4 protein-coding genes are annotated in these 3,121 nt (G+C 56.7%); 1 reads left to right on the top strand and 3 read right to left on the bottom strand.

Features of this window, described 5'->3' with window-relative positions:
* Positions 1-1,065, top strand: a 1,065-nt coding sequence (locus ACFE0K_RS14295; protein ID WP_434536696.1) for an AMP-binding protein, incomplete at its 5' end; no start/stop codon positions are given.
* A 98-nt stretch (positions 1,066-1,163) separates the two neighbouring features.
* Here ACFE0K_RS14295 and ACFE0K_RS14290 read toward each other — a convergent pair.
* The 3 genes from ACFE0K_RS14290 to ACFE0K_RS14280 all read right to left on the bottom strand — a co-directional run.
* Positions 1,164-2,213 carry an NAD-dependent epimerase/dehydratase family protein gene (locus ACFE0K_RS14290; RefSeq protein ID WP_434536695.1) on the bottom strand — a complete coding sequence of 350 codons (1,050 nt, stop codon included), beginning with the start codon at positions 2,211-2,213 and terminating at the stop codon, positions 1,164-1,166.
* A gap of 146 nt (positions 2,214-2,359) precedes the next feature.
* The gene (locus ACFE0K_RS14285) at positions 2,360-2,782 is read right to left on the bottom strand and encodes a hypothetical protein (RefSeq protein WP_434536694.1); all 423 of its coding nucleotides are present in this window, start codon (positions 2,780-2,782) and stop codon (positions 2,360-2,362) included.
* A 97-nt stretch (positions 2,783-2,879) separates the two neighbouring features.
* Positions 2,880-3,121 (bottom strand): SRPBCC domain-containing protein (locus ACFE0K_RS14280; protein ID WP_434536693.1); only part of this gene is annotated, 242 nt, incomplete at its 5' end.

Here is a 3,121-nt window from a genome sequence, read left to right as displayed (position 1 = left end):
GTCCAAACGGCTTCCGAACTACATGATCAACATGACACTTTGCTTTATGTGCTGACCAGCGGTTCCACTGGCCAGCCAAAAGCTGTTGCCGCCTCCGAGAAACGATTGACAGGAATGCTGCGGGCAATCCACACGTCACAGCATCTTGAGACAGTAAATTCGGTGCTGGCATGCCTGCCTCTGGGTTTTTCCTCCGGCCTGATCAATCAGCTACTTTGGGCGCTTTACAAGGGCCGGGCTCTGCACTTGCCTGGCGATGTCATTTCACCAGTGACACTGCTGTCGGCAGCCGACCAGCTAGGCTCTGAAATGCTATGCTTTGTAAATACGCAAATAAAAATGGTCGCCCGTTTGTGCAGTGATGAAATGGCTCCACTGGAAAACGTCAAGGTTGTGAATTTCTCTGGAGAATCCTTCCCAGAAAGTCACTATGCGTTCCTCAAAACCATGTTCCCTAATGCTCGCCTTTACAACAATTATGGCTGCACAGAAGCCATGCCCCGAATTTCTGTTCGTGATGTAACCGTTGCTTCTCAGTCATTGAGTGAGAATGTGGGGAGCTGTATTGAGGGAACCACCCTACGTATCGAGGGCAACCAACCAGTTGGCCCACTGGAGTTTCGATCTCCCTGGTCAGCCATTGGCTATCTTAATGAAAGCGGTGATCTGACCCACTTTGGCGAATGGGTTGCGAGTGGAGATGCCGGCAGGATTATTGACGGTGAACTACACCTTTCCGGGCGTTGCGACCAACTGGTCAAATTAGGTGGGGAACGACACAGCCTCAAAGAGGTTGAGCTAGCGGCAACCAAAGCCGGCTTTCAAGGCGCAGTAGCCATGCTGGATGAAGAAAAGCTGACTCTTATTGTTCATGCAACCGGTGCCGATCACAGCAACAAGATCAGGACCCTGCGATCACTCATCTCCCCAATACTAAGGCCGGCGAAGATCTACCGTCGCAGTAATTGGCCTTTGCTGGCCAATGGCAAAGTAGACCGACAACAAGTAGTCCTTAACTATAGGGAACTCTCTGATCATCAGGAAAGGATCTGGCCGAGCCGCTAGCCACGCTCATTGGCCCGGCGAAGTAACAGCACCATGGCAAGTCCGAAAAGCTGGCTCCCTGGAAACCAGTCTTCGTGATTCAGGGAGCCTGGCTGGCACTAACGCCGTCTTACCAGCCCGTCTTCCAGCACCTGTTCGAAGTGATCCTTGAAGGTATCCGCCGCCGGTCGATAATCCACACCCAGCGCCTTGCTGCGGCTGTTGTCGAAGCGCAGCGGATGACCCACGTTGCGGCTGATGAACTTGCGGGTGACCGGGCCCATGAATGGACCGACGGCCCATACCACCGGCTTGGGCACCTTCATCATCGGGAAGGGGTATTGCTTGCCGAATTGCTTGCGCAGCATGCCGGCGATGTCGAGCATGGACACGGACTGGCTGACCAGAATGTAGCGCCCTTCTGCTTCCGGTTTGAACGCGCCTAAAAGATGAGCCTGCGCCACTTCACGCACATCCACCATGCCGTATTCCAGAGCCGGCACGCCGGTTTTCAGTTTGCCGCGCCCCATGTCCAGCAGGGTGCCAATGCTGGCGGAGTTGCTGGCGTTGGTCAGTGAGGGGCCATAAACCATACCCGGATTGATGGTCACCAGGTCCCAATCGGACTGGCCGTCGTGGATCTTCCAGGCTTCCCGCTCGGCGGCCACCTTGGAGTACTGATACGGGTTATGGTCGACGCTGCTGGTGGTGTTCCAGTCCGCTTCGGTGAAGGCGCTCTTGCCTTTCATGTCGGTAGCATCACCGTACACGGAGGCCACGCTGCTGGTGAGAACCACGCGCTTGAGGGTGTCGCAGCGGTTGGCGGCATTGAGCACATTGCGGGTACCTTCCACTGCCGGGCGCACCAGGGCCTCGTGGGCATCGGTGAAGCCATCGAGTACAAACGGCGAGGCGGTGTGCATGAGAATGTCGCAGCCCTGCATGGGCGCATCGAAACTCTCGGCATCCAGCAGGTCGGCTTTGAACAGTTTCAGGGTACCGGGGGCAGCGTCGGCGATGCGTTTCAGATGATCGACGCTCTTCGCCTTGTTGGGATCACGCACCGTGGCATGCACGGTATGACCCGCTTCCAGCAGGTATTTAACGATCCAGCCGGCAATGTAGCCCGAGGCGCCGGTGACCATCACGGTATGAGTGTTACTGGGCATGCTTGGCTCCCGCCGATAAAAAGAAGGCCAACGCTACCACGATGGCAACACAAGACTAGGGCTGTTCGTGCCATTCTCTGGCTGACCGGCCAACCGCAATCACAACGAAAACAGGCGCCCTTGGCACCTGTTTTCAGGAAAGAAAATCAATTCTGCCAGCTCGCCCGGTTGAGCCACATCCACGCGGCGAGCCCCAATCCCCAGGCGCCATTGACGATCAAGCCACCGACCACCTTGGTGGCGTTCACGTCCAGGCCTTTTAACGGGAACACCAGCAGCATGGCCACCAGTGTCGGCCCGATGGCACCGAGGATCAGCGCCCCCAACCAATGCCGAATACCCTGCCAACGGCGGATCAGCCACCAGATCGGAACGCCCCAGACCCCGCCCCAGAATGCCAGCGACAGTACCTGGGGAATGCCCAAAGGCGGTACCGGGGTCATGTTCCAGGGCGCAGCCGGGATCAGCCCACCCAGCCAGAACAGCGCCAATACCCCTTGATGAAACAGCAGGGTGGCAATGAAGCCCCCGGTGAAGGCCTGCAGCCATTGTTGTGGCGAATTGGACATGGTCACTCCGACGTTGAAACGTATTGGTAAATGATTCCCCGGCAACTCTACACCATCACCCTCCCCTGCGTGTGAACAGGCCAATTCCAAGATCCATTCACCCCTCGTCAGGGATTTCCGGCGTCACCAGTTGCGCCAGCATTTCCAGGGATTCCTGCCAGCCCTGGTAGCAAAACTCCACCGGAATCATTTCCGGGATGCCTACCTGGGTGATGTTCAGTTCGGTGCCACAAAGCACTTCCTTCAGAGTAATGGTGACCTGCATTTCACCCGGCAGGTTGGGGTCGTCGAACTGATCAGTGTGGCGGATCAGTTCGTTGGGTTTGAGTTCCACATAGC

It is taken from the genome of Alcanivorax sp. (genome assembly GCF_051117345.1).
Taxonomy (GTDB): domain Bacteria; phylum Pseudomonadota; class Gammaproteobacteria; order Pseudomonadales; family Alcanivoracaceae; genus Alcanivorax.
The sequence above is the reverse complement of the archived record's forward strand: the minus strand, read 5'-3'. Positions and strand labels throughout refer to the sequence as shown.